Raw genomic sequence first — 14916 nt, forward strand, 5'->3', positions numbered from 1 at the left:
CGGGTGGGCTGCGCAGGGGCGTGAGCCGCATGGATGCGGCGACCGAGCTTACACGGACGTACTTGCAGCGCCCCCTGCGCAGCTCACCCGCCCGGCCCACCTCGCCGACCCGCAGTCGAGCAAGCTCGACTCTACGCAGTATGCCCAGCCACGAGGGGCTGCGCCGTTGGCCGGAAACTCAGTACCGCTTGATCCCCGGCACGGTGCAGCCTTCCAGCTGCGCATGCGCCGACACCGCATTCTCCTTCTCGCCGCGCGCCAGACGCGACTGCTCGATCGTCGCCCAGTGCCGGCGGCACAGCGGCCCGGTCTTCGAGCCCAGATCCACCGCCTTGCGCGCGAACGTCTCAGCCTGTGCCCATTGGCCCTGCAGCAGCGCCAGCTCGGCACGCTCCTGCAGCACCGCCGGGTCACCGGCCACGATTTCCAGCGCGTGGTCCAGGCTGCTGGCGGCACCGGCCAGGTCGTTGGCCTGGCGCTGCGTCTGTGCGGTCACCCGCAGGTCTTCCACCTGCGAATCACGCAGCGGCTGCACCGACAGCTCCTTGTCGTCCGGACCTGCGGCCGCATCCACCGCAGCCAGGCGCTGTGCCGGCGTGGTGGTATCAACCGGCGGCTTGGCCACCGGCGGTGCGCTGCTGACGCAGGCGGCCAGGGCCAGGCTGAGGCCGGTCAGGGCCAGGGGCTGCAGCAGGGATCGCATGTTCATCGGCATCATCGGCTCGGGGGAGGAGTGGCGGCGGCGGGCGCCGCGGCAGGTTCAGCAGGCGGCTCAGGCTTGCGGTCCAGGCCGAACCAGCTACGCCAGCCACCGCCCTCGCCTTCGGCACCCTGCCCGTTCGGCGACACCGCCGGCGCACACGGTGCATAGGCCGGCGCGTAGCCCACCACGAACGGGAAACGACGCGCGCCCGGACAGCCTTCATCCGTGCTGTTGAGTCCGGTCGGCGCCACCGACTGCCAGTCCAGGCCCTTGTTGCTGACCCGCAGCGGCGCACTCGGCAGGCGCTGGAAGATGCCCGACCACACCCGCATCGCACCGGTGGCACCGTACAGGCCGGCCTGCTCGTTCTGGTCGTTGCCGATCCAGATCACCGCCAGATGATCGCCGGTGTAACCGGCGTACCAGCTGTCACGGCCATCGTTGGTGGTACCGGTCTTGCCGGCCGGCTGCAGGCGGCCGAGGCCATCGGCGTTGAGCCGCTGCGCGGTGCCGCTGGCAACCACCTGCTGCAGGCCGACACTGATCAGGTTGGCGGCAATCGAGTCGCCTTCCTGGGCCGGTGCCGGGGTCTTGTCGTAACGCTTGAGCAGCTTGCCCTGCGGATCGAGCACGCCACGCACCGCATGCAGCGGCTGGATTTCGCCACCGGACGCGAGGAACTGGTACAGCTGGGCCATCGCGTACGGGCTCTGGTCGGTCGAACCGAGAATCACCGCCGGATTCGCCTCGGCCTTGATGCCGGCCAGCACGTGGATCAGCTGGGTCACGCGCTCGGGGCCGACCTGCATGCCCACGCGCACCGTGGCCTGGTTGTAGGAATGCGCCAGCGCGTCGATCAGGCGCACGGTGCCGTGGCTGCGGTTGTCGGCATTGCCGGGATTCCAGTTGCGGCCGCGGCCGAGCTGCACGGTCACCGGTGAATCGTCGACCCAGCTGGCCAGCGAGTAGCGGTCCGGCTGCGCCAACGCGAGCAGGTACACGAACGGCTTCAGCAACGAGCCGACCGGGCGCTGTGCTTCGATCGCACGGTTGAAGCCGACCTCGGACACTTCACGGCTGCCGATCACCGCCAGCACGTCACCGTTGTGCACGTCGGTCAGCACCATGCCGGCCTGCAGTTCGGGGCGACGCTTGCTCTCCAGCGACTTGATGGTGCGGGTCACCGCGCCTTCGGCATAGGCCTGCGCGGACGGCGACATGCCGGTCATCACGCTCAGGCCGGCGCCCTGCAGGGCAGATTCCGGATAGTCGTGACCCAGTTGGCGGCGGACCAGATCGACATAGGCGGGGAAGCGGTTGGCGGCAACCAGGCCCGGCGTCTTGGGCACGCCCAGCGGGGCCTTCAACGCACGCTGGTACTCGGCGTCATCGATCAGCGTGGCTTCGTGCAGTTTGCCCAGCACGAAGTTGCGGCGATCCAGCGCGCGTTCCGGATTGCGCCGCGGGTCGTAGAAGGACGGGCCCTTGACCAGGCCGATCAGCAGCGCGATCTGCTCGGTCTCCAGCGACTGCAGGTCGCGACCGAACCAGAACTCGGCGCCAGAGGACATGCCATGGATCGCCTGGCTGCCACGCTGGCCCAGATACACCTGGTTGAGGTAGGCCTCGAAGATGGTGCGCTTGTCGTAGCGCGCTTCCATGATCAGCGCGTAGAGCACTTCGTTGAATTTGCGGGTAACCGTCTGCTCCTTGCCGATGCCAAGCAGGCCGCTGCGGGCCAGCTGCTGGGTCAGCGTAGAGGCGCCCTGACGGCTCTGGCCACCGGAGCGGATGGTTACCCACACCGCACGGGCGATGCCGGACAGGTCGATGCCGTGGTGGCGGTTGAAGTCCTTGTCCTCCACCGCCTGCAGGCCGGTCACCAGCAGGTCCGGCGCCTCGTCCATGCGGATCAGGCGGCGTTCTTCCTGCTTCTGGCCGTACAGGGTGGCGATGCGGGCCGGGTCCAACCGCGCGGCCTTCAAGGCCTTGCGGTTGTCGGCGTCGCGCAGCGAGGCGACCGCACCATCGGCCAGTGACAGCTCGAGCCGGCGCGGGGCAACCCGGCCATCGACGTCGTTGTAGCCGCGGCTGGAGATGACGAAGCGCCCGCCGTTCACCGCATAGGTGGCCGGCTCCTTGCCCTGGCCGTCATCGCGGTAGGCGGAGGCGGCCAGCTCGGTCTTCAGCGTGGACGCATCCATCGCCTTGCCGGGGGTGAGCACCAGCGGGCGCGCGTAGACGCGCGTCGGGATCTGCCAGCGCAGCTCGCCGAAACGCTGGGTCACCTGCTGGTTCAGGTACAGCGTATAGGGAATGAGGAAACCCAATCCCAACGCGACCGCAGCCATGCTCCAGGTGATCAGCCGGCGCCGCCACAGCGGGCCGTTGTCCTGCTGGTCGTCGTCGTCGAAATCGTCGATGTCGTCGGAATCGTAGCGTCGGGGCACGGGAATGCGAGAATGTAGGGTCTGGCGAGTCTACCCCAGCCGCTGCGGCTGGCGAATTCTCCCGGGTTCCCCTGCTTAAGCTGGAGTTGCAACCGGATGGCGATGTCCCTGGCCGAGATCCGATACCTGATCAACCGCCTCACGGGCCTGGCCCGCCGGAGCCTGGCCAGCCTGCGTACCCGTGGGTGGCGGGCGACCTGGCAGCGCATCCGCGTGCATACCCAGCGCGCCGTTCCCGCGCCGCGAACGCCGCTGTTCCTGCCGCCGGCACAGGATTTCGCCCCCTTCACGGTGCCGTTCAGCGAAACGCCGGAAGTGAGTATCGTCATCCCGGTCTACAACCACGTCGGCCATACCCTGGCCTGCCTGCGCGCCCTGGCGGCACATCCGCCGCTGGCGGCGTGCGAGATCCTGGTCGTGGATGACGGCAGCAGCGACGCCACCGTGCAGTGGATGCCGCAGGTCGCCGGACTGCGCTATGAGGTGCGCGAGCACAACGGCGGCTTCATCGAGGCCTGCAACGATGGCGTGTCGCGCGCACGCGGCCGCTATGTGGTGCTGCTCAACAACGATACGGTGCCACAGCCGGGCTGGCTGGATGCCCTGCTGGACACGTTCGCCAGCACACCCGACGCCGGCCTGGTCGGCAGCCAGCTGCTGTACCCGGATGGCCGCCTGCAGGAATCAGGGGGTGTGATCTTCGCCAACGGCAGCGGCTGGAGCTACGGCCGTTTCGAGGCGGCGGACGACCCACGCTTTGCCAGCCTGCGCGACGTCGACTACTGCTCCGGCGCGGCGCTGATTCTGCCGCGCGCCCTCTGGCAGCAGCTGGGCGGCTTCGATACCCGTTACAAGCCGGCGTACTACGAGGACACCGATCTGGCCTTCCGCGTTCGCGCCCAGGGCCTGCGTGTGCTGGTGCAACCAGCCAGCCGGGTGATCCACGATGAAGGCACCAGCAACGGCACCGATACCGGCAGCGGGGTGAAGGCCTACCAGGTGCGCAACCAGGCCATCTTCGCCGCCCGCTGGGCCACCGAGCTGGCCCACCATCCGGCGGTGGGCGAAGTGCCGTCACCCGCGCTGCTGCTGCGTGGCCGACGCCAGGTGTTGATCCTGGACGAGGAAGTACCCCAGCCGGATCGCGATTCGGCGTCACTGCGCCAGGTGAACCTGATCCGCCTGCTGCTGCAGGGCGGCGCTCATGTGGTGTTTGTTCCCACCCGCCGCGAACATGGCGGTGCCGCCACCGAAGCACTGCAGCGGATGGGCGTGGAAGTCTGGTATGCGCCGTTCCTCGATGGCGTCGCCAGCTGGCTGCGAACGCACGGTGCGCGTTTCCACGTGGCGCTGCTGGTCCGCCACCATGTCGCCCACGAGTGCCTGCCGCTGCTGAAGCGCTATGCGCCGCAGGCCCGCACCGTGTTCGACACCGTGGACCTGCACTACCTGCGCGAACGTCGTGGTGCCGAAGTCGCCGGTGATGCCGGGTTGCTGCGCGCCGCCGAGCGTACCCGCGCCAGCGAGCTGGCGGTGATGGAGCAGTGCGACGTCACCGTGCTGGTCAGTGCCGCCGAGCGCGAGCAGCTGCAGGCCGACGCCCCTTCCGTGCAGGTGGAGCTGATCTCCAACCTGCACGACGTCGCCGGCGCCGGCAAACCGTTCGAACAGCGCCATGATCTGGTGTTTGTCGGCGGCTTCCGCCATCCGCCGAACCTGGATGCCATGGAGTGGTTCATCGGCGAAGTCTTTGCCGGCATCCGCGCCCGCCTGCCCGAGGTACGCCTGCACTGCATCGGTGCCGCCACACCGGAATCGCTGCTGGCATTGGCCGCACGCCAACCCGGCGTGCAGATGCACGGTTTCGTCGAGGACATCACGCCCTACATGGACGGCGCACGCATTTCCATCGCGCCGCTGCGTTTCGGCGCCGGCGTGAAGGGCAAGATCAACCTGAGCATGGCCCATGGCCAGCCGGTGGTAGGTACCACCTGCGCTGTGGAAGGAATGCACCTGCACCCGGGCCAGGACGTGCTGGTGGCGGATGATGCGGCGGGCTTCGCCGATGCGGTGGTCCGCCTGTACCAGGATCCGCAGCTGTGGCAGCAGTTGTCCGACGCCGGCCTGGCCAACATCGCAGAGCACTTCTCCCTCGACGCTGCCCGCGCGACCGTGCAGCGGGTGTTCTTCACCTAATCCGGGCGACCGCCGGCGCGGCGCAGGCGGTCTTCGAACGCCGGCAGCTCGGCCAGGTCCGGTTGCAGCAACCGGGCCTGTTCGGCGGCGTGTGCGGCAAACGCCAGGTCTCCATTGCCGAGCCGTTCGCTGCCGATCGCCAGCCAGCGCTGGGCCAGGCGCAGGCGTGCCGAGGGAAGCCCGGCCGCGGTCGGCGACAGGGTCTGCCACGCCTGCAGGCAGGCACCTGCGGCCTGCACGCGATTCTGCCGCAGGTTGTCGTCGAAGCAGCGGCGACTGGCGGGCAGCAGCCGCGCTGCGGCAGCCTTCACCCGTGCATCGCGTGGCGCCAGTGACTGCGCTTCGCGCAACGCGTCGAACGCACTGTGGCCGGGGGGGCTGATCCATTGCCCGGCACGTTCGGCGCGCTCGATCCTGCGCAGGTGGTCGCGCAGTTGGCGCTCGCGCTGCGTGTTGCTGACCGCCGGCTGCTGCAGCGCCTTCTGCGCCTGTTGGGCGCGCTGCAGGCGTTGCGCGAGCTGCTGTTGCGCCGCCGGCGAAGCACCCAGTTCCGCTGCCAGTGCGGCATCGGCCTGCGCCGCTTCGAACTGGAAATCGTCGGCCTGCTTCTGGCTGCGTGCCAGCACCGCCTGCAAGGTCTGTTCGCGGCCGCGCTGGGCACTGGAATCATCAACCGCCACTGCCAGCACGGCGAGGAATCCCTTCGCTGCGGATTCCAGCTGCCGACGCTGCAAGGCGCGCTGGGCCTGGCGCAGGCGCTGGTCGACGGCCTGTGCCAATGCTTCCTGGCTGGCGGGCAGATCGGCGTGGCCGGCATCGAACTGGCGCGCACGCTGCAGTATCGCGGCTGCCTCGGCCAGCTCGCCGCGCCCGGCCAGGATGCGGGCCTGCTGCAGCAGATCGCTCAGTGCGTCCTCGCGACCTTCCAGCGCCGGAAGATTGTCCGGCTGCAGTACCAGGATGCGCTGGAACAGGGGCAGCGCGCTGCTGTCACCGTCGTCCAGCCGGCCCGCTGCAAAGGCGTTGCGCGCCTGCGCCAGCAGTGCACCGATGCCGGCGCCTGCGCTGCGCCGGGCCTGCAGCTGGCGTGCCACGGCATCCGCATCGCCCTGCGGCACCTGCAGTTCCCGGGCCAGTGCCAGCGCCTGCGCGCTGCCTTCGAGGTCGTTGGCCTGCAGTTTTTCGCTGGCCTGCTGCAGGGCCGCGGCGCCGGTACGGGCCAGCCCCTCACGGGCCTGCGGACGATCACCATCCAGCGCCAGCACGGCCTGGTAGCGCTCACGCGCACCACTGCCATCGGCGGCACTCAGCCGCCCAGCCGCCAGTGCGCGATCGCCTTCGGCCAGCAACTGTTCAATCTGAGGCTCATCCCAGAACCAGTCGGCCAGCGGCTTGCGCAGCAGCACCAGCAGCACGAACACCGCCAGCGCCGCGACCAGCGCCCAGCGCCACACCCGGCGCGCGTGACGTGCCTGCAGCCACCACCAACGGCCTTCGCGGCGGACGCGGTCCAGCGCAGGATGTTCAGCGCCATGCGGGCGATGCGGAGGCTCGCGTTCCATGCGTGCAGGGTAGCCGGGGCAGCGTGAAGCTCAGCCGAGGCGACGCGCCTCGCTCACGCCGGGCAGCGCATCCAGCTTGCCCAGCAGGGTCGACAGCTGGCCGTAGTCGCTCACCTTCAGGCGCAGGCGCAGGTGGGCACGGCCACTGTTGCGCACGTTGTCACTGTGGATGTCGAGCACGTAGGCGTCTTCCTGGGCGATCAGGTTGGTGATGTCCTTCAGCAGCCAGCGGCGGTCGACCGCAGTGACCACCACGTCCACTTCGTAGCCGCCACCGGCCTGGCCCCACTCCACCGGCAGGATGCGCTGCGGGCTGGTGGCTGCCAGCCGGGCCAGCGCGGCACAGTCTGCACGATGCACGGTGACACCCCGGCTACGGGTCAGGTAGCCGACGATCGGTTCACCGGCCACTGGCTGGCAGCAACGCGCCAGCTGCACCAGCAGGTTGCCCACGCCCTGCACGGTGAACTTGGACTTGCCCAGGTTCTCGCGGCGCGCGGTCGGCCGCGGCAGGGCTGGCGCGGGCGTCGGCTGGCTCGCTGCACGTTCGGCTTCCAGCAGGGTACGACTGACCTGGTTCGGGCCGGTGTCACCCAGCGCCACCTGGATGTAGAGGTCGTCAACGCTGTCGGCATGGAACTTCTTCGCCGCCACCGCCAGATCAGAATGCTGCAGGCCCAGACGCTTCAGCTCGCGCTCGAGCAGTTCGCGCCCGGCCTGCACGTTGCGCGCGCGGTCGAGCTTGTGGAACCAGCTGCGTACTTTTTCGCGCGAGCGGTTGCTGGCCAGGAAGCCGTTGGCCGGCATCAGCCAGTCGCGGCGCGGATCGGCCTCCTTGCCGGTCAGGATCTCGACGCGATCGCCGCTGCGCAGGCGGTAGGTCAGCGGCACGATACGGCCATTGACCTTCGCACCACGGCAGCGGTGGCCCACCATCGTGTGCACCTGGTAGGCGAAATCGAGCGGCGTGGCGCCCTGCGGCAGGTCCAGCACCTCGTCCTTCGGGCTCAGTGCATAGACCCGGTCCTCGGTCAGCTCGGCATCGAGCGCCCCGGCCAGTTCATTGCCCTGCCCGTCCTGCGCCTGCTCCAGCAGCTGGCGCATCCAGGTGATCTTGCGGTCGAAGGACTTCTCCGCGCCCTTGCCGCCTTCCTTGTACTTCCAGTGCGCGGCCACGCCCAGCTCGGCCTGCGAATGCATCTCGTGGGTACGGATCTGCACTTCGATGGTGCGCCCTTCCGGGCCGACCACGGCGGTATGCAGCGAGCGATAGTCGTTGGCCTTGGGCCGGGCGATGTAGTCGTCGAACTCGCTGGGCACCGGCGCCCACAGTGCATGCACCACGCCCAGCGCGGCGTAGCAGGCGGCGACATCGTCGACCATGACGCGCACCGCACGGATGTCGTACAGCTGGTCGAACGCCAGCCGCTTCTTCTGCATCTTCCGCCAGATGCTGTAGATGTGCTTCGGGCGGCCACTGACCTCGGCCTTGATGCCCTGCGCGACCAGTTCGCGCGACAGCACCTTCTTGACGTTCTCGACGTAACGCTCGCGGGCGATGCGGGTTTCGTCCACCTCCCGCGCAATGCGCCGGTAGGTCTCCGGTTCCAGGTGGCGGAACGCCAGGTCCTCCAGTTCCCACTTCAGCTGCCAGATGCCCAGACGGTTGGCCAACGGCGCATGGATGTCGCGGGTCAGCTGCGCCAGCGCGCGGCGTTGCTCGTCGTCCAGCTTGTCGGCCGCGCGCATGCGCGCCAGCTGCCGCGCCAGCAGGATGGGCACCACGCGCAGGTCACGGATGATCGCCAGCAGCAGGCGGCGCAGGCCCTCGCTGTTGCGCCCGGCCTCACGGCCGGCATGCAGTGCCCAGACCGGATCGGCCGCATCCTGGCCATCCAGCAGGCCGATCACTGCGGCCTTGTGATTGCCCAGCGGCAGTTGCTCCAGGCTGGCGCGCAGGCCGGGCAGATCGAACAGCAGGGCCGCGACCACCGCGCCTTCGTCGGCCGAGAGCATCGCCAGTGCGTCGAGGGTGTCGCCCAGCACCGACCAGCTGGCGCGCATCTGATGGTCGCAGTCCGGTGCTTCCCAGTGCCCGCGCAGGGCCTGGCGCAGCGGAGCAGGCAGCACGGCTGCCGAGGGGCGGTTCAACAAGGCATCCAGGCCGGGGACGGAAGCGCGGTTCACAGCATCGAGCAGGCAAGACAGAGGCCCCTACACTAGCGCCGGCGCCGTTCAGGGACAATCACCGCGGCCACCATCACCCGGCATGAAGACATGCCGCTACACTCGCGGGCAAACCCAGGAGAGTCCCGACATGTCCTCGATCGTCCCGCGTTTCCGCCTACGGCTGCTGGCCTGTGCCGCACTGTTGCTGTCCCTGTCGGCGCCTGCGCTGGCCCAGCGCGTGGTGGAGGGTGACCTGCAGCAGCAGATGTCACCGGCCGAGTTCAAGGCGGCCGGCCTGGACAAGCTCAACGCGCAGGAACTGGCCACGCTGAACCGCTGGCTGCAGGGCAAGGTCGAAGCGGCCACCACCCAGGCGGTTGCGGCCGTACGGGAAACGGCGCGCGAGGAAGGCCGTCAGGAAGTGATCGTGAAGAATCGCGGCTTCTTCGATTTCGGCAGCAGCGAGCCGATCACCGGCGTGCTGCAGGGCGAGTTCCGCGGCTTCGGCAAAGGCCGCGTCTACGTGCTGGACAACGGCCAGGAATGGGAGCAGACCGATGCAAGCACCCTGGCCGGTGTGCGCAAGCAGTCCCCCGCCGTCAGCATCAAGCCCGGTGTGATGGGCGTGTGGTACCTGAAGGTCGACGGCGTGAACACCCAGCCGAAGGTGCGCCGAACCAAGTAACGCCGTGACGTTGCTGCAGAGCCGAGCGTGGGCTCGGCTCTGCAGCAACGACGTCACGCCTGGCGCAATGCGGTCACCCGCTGCGCCAGCTTCTTCGCCGAGATGCCGGTGCGCGCACCCAGCTCCTGCGCGAACAGTGACACCCGCAGCTCTTCCAGATCCCAGCGCAGCGCCTGCCATTGCGGGCGTTCGCGCAGTCCCTGCTGCTCCCCCGCTGCCAACGCCTCCAGGAACGGATGCAGTTCCAGCATGCGTGCCTGGTCACGTGGCGGATCACGCTTGGCACGCTCGGTACGCAGGATCATCGCCTTCAGATAGCGCGGGTACTGCGCCAGCGCGTCGGCCGGCGTGTCACGCAGGAAGCCGGGATGGATCAGCCCGACAAGCTGCGCTTCCATGTCGTCCAGATTGCCGCGCGCCCAACCCATCAACGGTGCTTCCAGCATCGGCTTCAGTTCCGCCACCAGCGCCAGGATGGTTTCGGCCAGCTTCAGCCGCGACATGGCCTCGCCGAACAGCGCCTTGGCCGCATGCTCACGACGCTGCTCGAAGGCTGCCGCATCGCGGATGTCTTCCAGCCCCTCGGCCAGCACCGCGTTCATCGCCGCATCGACCAGGTCACCACGCAGGCGCTCCTGCGACTCGATCGCCGCATACAACAGGCCGGTCTTGGCACCGACCGGCAGCTGCTTGCGCGCCTGCTTCACCTTCTCGGCCAGGGCAATCTCCAGCAGCCGGCGCACGCCCAGCGGATGGGCCTCCTGCGCCTGCTGGCGATCGGCGAAGATGCGCAGCGCCACGCTGTCGCCCTCGTCCAGCAGCGCCGGATAGGCCGGCACGCCCGCTTCACCGGGTACCTGCAGCGGAATCGGCGTGGCCGGGAACGTGCGCAGGCCATCGGCGGCCATCTCGCGCCCAGCGCGTGCAGCGAACGCATCGCCGGCACGACCACCGAATTTCGCGCGCAGTGCGTCCAGATCGCGCGAGGTCGCCAGCACCTTGCCCTGCTCGTCGCGCAGCCGCAGGTTCATGTGCAGGTGCGGTTCGATCGAACCAGGCTCGAAATCGAGCGCGGTCACCGTTGCGCCGGTCGCACGTGACAGGAAGCGCGCCAGTTCGCCGGTAATGGCATCGGCGCTGGGCTGCGGGAACGCCTCGTAGAACGCGCGGCCGAAGTCCGGTGCCGGCACGTAGTTGCGGCGCATCGCCTTGGGCAGGCTGCGGATCAGTGCCGAGGCCTTGTCGGCGACGAAACCCGGCGCCAGCCAGCCCAGTTGCACCGGGTCCAGTGCGTTGAGCAGGTGCAGCGGTACGTCCAAGGTCACGCCATCGTCGTCGGCACCCGGTTCGAAGCGGTAATGCAGTGGCAGGCGCGCCTGGCCCAGCGGCAGGTACTTCGGGTAACGCTCCTGTTCGCTGCCCTCACCCGGCAACAGATCGACCAGCGACCAGTGCAGGGTCTTGCGCTGTTCCGGCGCCAGCCCCTTCCACCAGGTATCCAGCCCCGCGGCCGAATGGATCTGCGGCGGCACCCTGTCCAGGTACCAGCGCGCCTGCCAGTCCTCGTCGGCGACGATGCCGGCGCGGCGCAGCTTGGCTTCTTCTTCGCGGGCGACCTCCAGCACTTTCTGGTTGTCGGCCACGAAGCTGGCGCGGGTGTTGATCTCGCCGGTCACCAGCGCCTGGCGCACGAAGATGTCATGTGCCTCGCCCGGCGCGATGCGGGCGTAGTGCACCGGCTTCTTCGGCGCCAGCACCAGGCCGAACAGGCTGATCTGCTCGGAGGCCAGCACCTGGCCCTGCGCGCGCGACCAGTGCGGATCGAAGTGCTTGCGCAGCAGCAGGTGCGGCAGTTCGGCGATCACCCAGTCCGGCTCGATCGCCGCCAGGGTCATGCCCCACACCTTCTGCGTATCCAGCAGATTGGCCACCAGCAGCCACGGCGGCGGACGCTTGGACAGCGCCGAGCCCGGGAACGGCAGGAAGCGGCGCTGGCGCGGCGCCTGGAAGTCACCCTTCTCGGTGCGGTGGCCGATCTGCGTCGGCAGGCCCGCCACCAGCGCCCGATGCAGGGTCTGGTACGCAGCGGCACGCACGCGTTCGCTGAAACCGCCGCCCACCGGTGCCTGTTCCTTCTGCGCACGCACGGGCACTGGCGCCGGGGCCGCCTCGGCCTTGCCTTCGCGGGCCAGGCGCGCGGCACGGTGCAGCTGGCCACGGGTGGCCTTCACTGCAGCGGCGTCATCGCGCGCCGGAGCCGGTGCACTGCTGCCGGCCAGCAGCGGTGCCATCGAGGCCTCGTTGGCTTCTTCCTTCCAGCCCAGTTCCTCGCACAGCAGGCGCAGTTGGCGATGCAGCTCGCGCCACTCGCGCATGCGCAGGAAGCCAAGGAAGTGGCGGCCGCACCAGTCACGCAGCTTGGACTGGGTCAGGTCTTCATGGGCCTGCCGATAGGCATCCCACAGGCGCAGCACTCCGACAAACTCTGACCGCCCATCGGCGAACTGCGCATGCGCGCTGTCGGCCGCGCCACGCGCTTCCGGCGGGCGTTCGCGCGGGTCCTGGATGCCCAGGAACGAGGCGATCACCAGCATCGGCCGCAGGCAGCCGGCAGCCTGCGCGGCCACCAGCATGCGCGCCAGCTTCACGTCCACCGGCAGGCGTGCCATCTGCTTGCCGATGGTGGTCATGCGCCGCTCGGCGTCGATCGCGCCCAGTTCGGTCAGCTGCTGCCAGCCATCGGCCACCGCACGCTCGTCCGGCGCTTCCAGGAACGGGAACTCTTCGATGCGGCCCAGGCCCAGCTGCAGCATGCGCAGGATCACCCCGGCCAGGCTGGAGCGGCGGATTTCCGGATCGGTGAACTCGGGCCGCGCCTGGAAATCGGCCTCGGCGTACAGGCGGTAGCAGATACCCTCGGCGATACGGCCGCAGCGACCCTTGCGCTGATTGGCGCTGGCCTGCGAGATCGGCTCGATGTGCAGACGGTCGAGCTTGTTGCGCGGACTGTAGCGCTTGACGCGGGCAAAGCCCGGATCGACCACGTAGCGGATGCGTGGCACCGTCAGCGAGGTTTCCGCCACATTCGTGGCCAGCACGATGCGGCGGTTCGGGCCGGGGTTGAACACCCGGTCCTGGTCCTGGTTGGACAGGCGCGCGTACAGCGGCAGCACCTCGGTATTGCGGTACTTGCGGCGTTCCAGCGACTGGTGCGCATCGCGGATCTCGCGCTCGCCCGGCAGGAAGATCAGCACGTCGCCGCGCGAATCCAGACGGGTGATTTCGTCGATGGCCGACACGATGGCGTCGTTGACGGTGCGCTCGCCCTCCTGCTCGCCCTCGCCTTCCAGCGCGCGGTAGCGCACTTCCACCGGGTAGGTGCGGCCTTCAACGCTGATCACCGGCGCATTGTCGAAATGCTGGGCGAAGCGTTCGGTGTCGATGGTGGCCGAAGTGACGATCAGCTTCAGGTCCGGGCGCTTACGCAGCAGCTGCTTCAGGTAGCCCAGCAGGAAGTCGATGTTGAGGCTGCGTTCGTGCGCCTCGTCGACGATGATCGTGTCGTAGTTCGACAACCAGCGGTCACTGGCGATTTCCGCCAGCAGGATGCCGTCGGTCATGAACTTGATTCGGCTGTCTTCGCTGACCTTGTCGTTGAAGCGCACCTGGTAGCCGACCAGCTGGCCCAGTTCGCTCTGCAGTTCCTGCGCCACGCGGCTGGCCACCGCACGTGCGGCAATCCGTCGCGGCTGGGTGCAGCCGATCATGCCGGCCTGGCCACGGCCTGCGGCCAGGCACAGTTTCGGCAGCTGGGTGGTCTTGCCCGAGCCGGTTTCACCAGCGATCACCACGACCTGGTGGTCGCGGATCAGCCCGATGATGGCGTCGGCTTCACGCGCAATCGGCAGCTGCGGGTCCAGAGTAATGGACGGCTGCTGCTGCGCCCGTGTCATCCGGCGCTGCACCGACGCCTGCAAGGCCTGCTCGAAAGTGGCGGCCAATGCCGCATCCTGTGGCTTGGCCTGGCATCGCGAGAGCATCCCCAGCAAACGGCCCCGGTCGCGGCTCATGGCGCCGTCGATGGCGGCGCGCTGTTGGCGCAGGCGGGGCGATGGATTTTTATCGATAGAGTTCATCAATCGGTTCGTTCAAAACTTTGAAAGCGACCAGTCATCACGACCGGTTTATTGTGAAGGCCAACGATTCCACAAGGAGGAACCCCATGGCGAAGACCAAGAGCACGACCAAGGCCAAGACCGGCAAGCAGAAGCTTGCAGCGGCGGCACCGTCGGCGCCGAACATCGATATCGGGATCACCCAGGGCGACCGCAAGAAGATCGCCGACGGTCTGTCGCGCTTCCAGGCCGATGCGTTCACGCTCTACCTGAAAACGCACAACTTCCACTGGAACGTGACCGGGTCGATGTTCAACTCGCTGCACACCATGTTCGAGACGCAGTACACCGAGCAGTGGGCGGCACTGGACGACGTGGCCGAGCGCATCCGCGCGCTGGGCTTCAATGCCCCGGGCTCCTACCGGGAATTCGCTGCGCTGACCTCGATCGCCGAGGAACCGGGCCTGACCGACAGTGCGGACTGGCGTGAAATGGTACGCCAGTTGGTGGTCGCCAACGAAGCGGTCTGCCGTACGGCACGTGAAGTGCTGGACGTGGCGGCCAAGGGTGACGACGCCCCGACCGAGGATCTGATGACCCAGCGCCTGCAGACCCACGAGAAGTACGCCTGGATGCTGCGCTCGCTGCTGCAGTAAGGGTTGGGGGTGTTCGGCAGGGCTGCGCCCTGCACCCGCAGAGGCCTTGAAGCCAAGGCCAGAGCCAGAGCAGAAGCTGGCTATCTGTGGGTTGGCGGGGTGGGTCCGGTTGCGGGGGACGCCTTAAATCCATCCATGGCGCTCACGCCCCCGCAACCGGACACCCCCCGCCTTCGACAGTTTTCTGCGATCTGCCGGAACAGCGTCCGCTCTGGTAGGTGTCGACCTTGGTCGACACGGATGAATTCAGTCGATATCTGACAGATGTGTCGACCAAGGTCGACACCTACCAACAGCCGCGTGAACCTGTCGAGGGCGGGGCGGTGTCGGATTGCGGGGTGTCAGCCGCATGGATGCGGCTGCCAAGCCTACACGGACGT

At 68.3% G+C, this 14916-nt stretch carries 8 protein-coding genes; 3 read left to right on the forward strand and 5 right to left on the reverse strand.

The window, feature by feature from the left end; all coding sequences use genetic code 11:
• Positions 1–178: 178 nt before the first annotated feature.
• Together ABE423_RS18730 and mrcB are read right to left on the reverse strand one after the other, a co-directional pair.
• Entirely contained in the window at positions 179–718 is a 540-nt protein-coding gene (locus ABE423_RS18730) for a hypothetical protein (protein WP_080355139.1), read from the reverse strand.
• On the reverse strand, positions 715–3153 hold the full coding sequence (mrcB, locus tag ABE423_RS18735) for a penicillin-binding protein 1B (protein ID WP_346487129.1): 2439 nt from the start codon (positions 3151–3153) through the stop codon (positions 715–717). Before mrcB ends, ABE423_RS18730 begins: the two co-directional genes overlap by 4 nt.
• Positions 3154–3249: 96 nt before the next feature.
• On the opposite strand from mrcB, the gene ABE423_RS18740 reads away from it, so the two are divergent.
• Positions 3250–5349 carry a glycosyltransferase gene (locus tag ABE423_RS18740; RefSeq protein WP_346487131.1) on the forward strand — a complete coding sequence of 700 codons (2100 nt, stop codon included), beginning with the start codon at positions 3250–3252 and terminating at the stop codon, positions 5347–5349.
• Here the strand turns inward: ABE423_RS18740 and ABE423_RS18745 are convergent.
• A complete protein-coding gene (locus tag ABE423_RS18745; RefSeq protein WP_107431691.1) occupies positions 5346–6911 on the reverse strand; it encodes a hypothetical protein in 1566 nt (521 codons plus the stop codon). The genes ABE423_RS18740 and ABE423_RS18745 overlap by 4 nt on opposite strands.
• 30 nt (positions 6912–6941) lie before the next feature.
• Positions 6942–9098 carry a bifunctional (p)ppGpp synthetase/guanosine-3',5'-bis(diphosphate) 3'-pyrophosphohydrolase gene (locus ABE423_RS18750; protein WP_049400498.1) on the reverse strand — a complete coding sequence of 719 codons (2157 nt, stop codon included), beginning with the start codon at positions 9096–9098 and terminating at the stop codon, positions 6942–6944.
• Positions 9099–9228: 130 nt separating this feature from the next.
• Between ABE423_RS18750 and ABE423_RS18755 the strand changes: the two genes are divergently transcribed.
• Positions 9229–9765 carry a hypothetical protein gene (locus ABE423_RS18755; RefSeq protein ID WP_032130197.1) on the forward strand — a complete coding sequence of 179 codons (537 nt, stop codon included), beginning with the start codon at positions 9229–9231 and terminating at the stop codon, positions 9763–9765.
• Positions 9766–9818: 53 nt separating this feature from the next.
• On the opposite strand, the gene hrpA is transcribed toward ABE423_RS18755, so the two are convergent.
• Positions 9819–13901: an ATP-dependent RNA helicase HrpA gene (gene hrpA, locus ABE423_RS18760; RefSeq protein WP_253145821.1), complete on the reverse strand. Its 4083-nt coding sequence runs from the start codon at positions 13899–13901 to the stop codon at positions 9819–9821.
• Between the two features lie 86 nt (positions 13902–13987).
• On the opposite strand from hrpA, the gene ABE423_RS18765 reads away from it, so the two are divergent.
• A complete protein-coding gene (locus ABE423_RS18765; protein ID WP_006439098.1) occupies positions 13988–14536 on the forward strand; it encodes a Dps family protein in 549 nt (182 codons plus the stop codon).
• Positions 14537–14916 lie beyond the last annotated feature (380 nt).

Source organism: Stenotrophomonas sp. TWI1409, assembly GCF_039673015.1.
Classification (GTDB): Bacteria; Pseudomonadota; Gammaproteobacteria; order Xanthomonadales; family Xanthomonadaceae; genus Stenotrophomonas; species Stenotrophomonas maltophilia_A.

Coding starts and splice junctions, on each gene's coding strand:
- ABE423_RS18730 (WP_080355139.1), bottom strand. CDS start 718: ATGATGCCGATGAACATGCGATCCCTGCTGCAGCCCCTGGCCCTGACC.
- ABE423_RS18740 (WP_346487131.1), top strand. CDS start 3,250: ATGGCGATGTCCCTGGCCGAGATCCGATACCTGATCAACCGCCTCACG.
- ABE423_RS18745 (WP_107431691.1), bottom strand. CDS start 6,911: ATGGAACGCGAGCCTCCGCATCGCCCGCATGGCGCTGAACATCCTGCG.
- ABE423_RS18755 (WP_032130197.1), top strand. CDS start 9,229: ATGTCCTCGATCGTCCCGCGTTTCCGCCTACGGCTGCTGGCCTGTGCC.
- hrpA (WP_253145821.1), bottom strand. CDS start 13,901: ATGAACTCTATCGATAAAAATCCATCGCCCCGCCTGCGCCAACAGCGC.
- ABE423_RS18765 (WP_006439098.1), top strand. CDS start 13,988: ATGGCGAAGACCAAGAGCACGACCAAGGCCAAGACCGGCAAGCAGAAG.